The organism is Phenylobacterium sp., assembly GCF_031360265.1.
Taxonomy (GTDB): domain Bacteria; phylum Pseudomonadota; class Alphaproteobacteria; order Caulobacterales; family Caulobacteraceae; genus Phenylobacterium.
Genome location: NZ_JANMBF010000004.1, coordinates 1 through 2521 on the forward strand (window position 1 = coordinate 1; position 2521 = coordinate 2521).

General features: G+C 71.9%; 2 protein-coding genes. Both read left to right on the forward strand.

The features are described from left to right. Positions 1-310 precede the first annotated feature (310 nt). Entirely contained in the window at positions 311-1972 is a 1662-nt protein-coding gene (locus tag RMN86_RS00125; RefSeq protein ID WP_309603791.1) for a gamma-glutamyltransferase family protein, read from the forward strand. 57 nt (positions 1973-2029) lie between these two features. Further along, positions 2030-2323, forward strand: coding sequence for an MmcQ/YjbR family DNA-binding protein (locus RMN86_RS00130; RefSeq protein ID WP_405041288.1), 294 nt, complete (start codon positions 2030-2032; stop codon positions 2321-2323). The last annotated feature ends 198 nt before the right edge of the window (positions 2324-2521 follow it).

Genomic DNA, 2521 nt, shown 5'->3' on the forward strand with positions numbered 1-2521 from the left:
GACTTGACTCAAGTCAGCCGGGACAGAACAGGGTCGTCGCTTATATCTGGAGCCCTTCTCCTCCACTCAGGTTGAGCCAACCTGAGTGGGAAGGGCTCTGGTTCGGCCATGCGCGAGGCCGCCGGCATCGTCTCGCGACAGGCTGGGCGCGGCGCAATTCCGCCGCCCGGTTGCGGGGGCCGGGCCGCGCGTGCGATGGCAGGCCTCTGATCCTGGACCGTCCGGAGTTTCCCGCAACGTGACCTTCGCCAAGCGCCTCGCGCCCCTGGGCCTCGCCGCCGTCTTCCTCGCCGCTTCGGCCGCGCCGCTGATGGCGCGTGAACCCCAGGCTCACCCGGCCCGGCGGCCGGCCGCCGCGGGCCTTAGCGCCATGGTCGCCGCCGCCAATCCGATGGCGGTCGAGGCGGGGCTGAAGGTGCTGAAGGCCGGTGGCTCGGCGGTGGACGCCGCCGTCGCCGTGCAGGCGGTGCTGGGTCTGGTGGAGCCGCAGAGCTCCGGCCTGGGCGGCGGGGCGTTCATGACCGTCTATGACGCCAGGACCCATCGGGTGACCGCCTACAACGGGCGCGAGACCGCGCCTGCGGCCGCGACGCCGCAGCTGTTCTACGGCCCCGACGGCAAGCCGATGAACAGGGGCCAGGCCATGGTCTCCGGTCGCTCGGCGGGCGTGCCCGGGGCCATCGCCATGCTGTACCTGGCCCAGCGCCAGCACGGCCGGCTGGCCTGGAGCACCCTGTTCGCGGCGGCGGAACGTCTGGCCGACGACGGCTTCCCGGCGCCGCGGCGGATGGCGGAAGCGGCCAGCTCGCGCGCGCCCCAGGCCGCCCAGCCCGACGCCATCGCCTATTTCACCCGGCCCGACGGAATGAAGATCCAGCCCGGCGACACGATGCGCAACCCCGCCTACGCCGCGACCCTGCGCAAGCTCGCCGCCGAAGGTCCCAAGGCCCTGCTCGAGGGGCCCATCGCCGAACAGATTGTCGCGCGCCTGCACGAGGGACCGCTGCCCGGGTCCATGACGCTGCAGGATCTGGCCGCCTACAGGCCCAAGGCCGGCCCCGCGGTCTGCCGACCGTACCGTGTCTATGTGGTCTGCGTGCCCCCCGCGCCCTCCGGCGGCCCGGCGGTGCTGGAGGGGCTCGGCATCCTTGGGCGCACCGACATCGGCGCCCACCGGGGCGACGCCGAGGGCTGGTATCTGTTCAGCCAGGCCAGCCGGCTGATGTACGCCGACCGTGACCGCTATTTCGGCGACCCCGACTTCGTCGACGTGCCCACCGAGGGCCTGCTGGAGCCCGCCTACCTCGACGCCCGCGCCCGGCTGATCGACCCCGACCGGGCCGGGCCGCCCCCCGCGCCGGGCAACCCCCGGGGCGCCGGCGTCCGCGCGCCCGACCATACGGCCGAGCCCGGCGGCACCACCCACTTCGCGATCGTTGACAAGGCCGGCAACGCGGTCTCCATGACCACCACGGTCGAGAGCGCCTTTGGCGACGGCCGGATGGTCGCGGGCTTCTTCCTCAACAATCAGCTGACCGACTTCTCGTTCGAGCCCAAGGACAGCGACGGCGCGCCCGCCGCCAACGCCGTGGCCGGCGGCAAGCGGCCCCGGTCGTCGATGGCGCCGGCCATCGTTCTGGACCGCAAGGGCCGGCTGGTGGCCGCCGTGGGCTCGCCCGGCGGGCCCTCGATCCTGGCCTTCAACCTGAAGGCCCTGGTCGCCCTGCTCGACTGGAAACTGCCGATGCAGGAGGCGCTGGCCTTGCCCAACCTGATCGCCTTCGGCAACTTCTACGCCTCGGAGCCCGCCAAGTTCGCGCCTGGCGTGGTCGAGGGCCTGGCGGCCAAGGGCGTGCGGCTGACGGGCGGACCGTTCGGCGAGGGCTCGGGCCTGCACGGCATCGAGGTCACCCCGCAGGGCCTGCGCGGCGGGGCCGACCCGCGCCGCGAAGGAATCGCCAAGGGCTATTGATAGGCGGGAGGCCGAGCTCTGGCGACCTGGGACGACATCCGCCGCGCCGCCTCGCCCCTGCCGGGCGCCCGCGAGGTCGACTGGCTGGATCAGCCCTGTTTTACGGTCGGCTCCAGGGGCTTCGTCCACGTCTGGAAGGGCGGCGTCTTCATGAAGCTCGACAAGGCCCACCAGGAGCTGCTGTTCGAAGCCCGCCCGGAGATCTTCCGGCCGATGATCGCCGGGGCGATGCGCTGGAGCTGGGTGGAGATCGAAGCCCTCGACGCGGGCGAGGCGGCCGACCTGGTGCTCGAGGCCTGGACCCAGGTGGTGACCAAAAAGGTCAGCCGCGCCTTCCTCTCGGACCGCTGACCCTTCAGTCGACAAGGGGGTTGCCAAAACGACCCCGCGAAAAACCTTGACATCTGCCGTCCCGTATGTTCTTGTTTCGTTCCATGTCGGACCCGACCCCCACAGCCGAACGCCGCGAGCAGTTGCTCGGCATCGTCGCCGAGAAGACCGTGGCGCTGCTGTGCGAGGTCCAGCAGCGCGCGTTTGAGGCGCAGACGG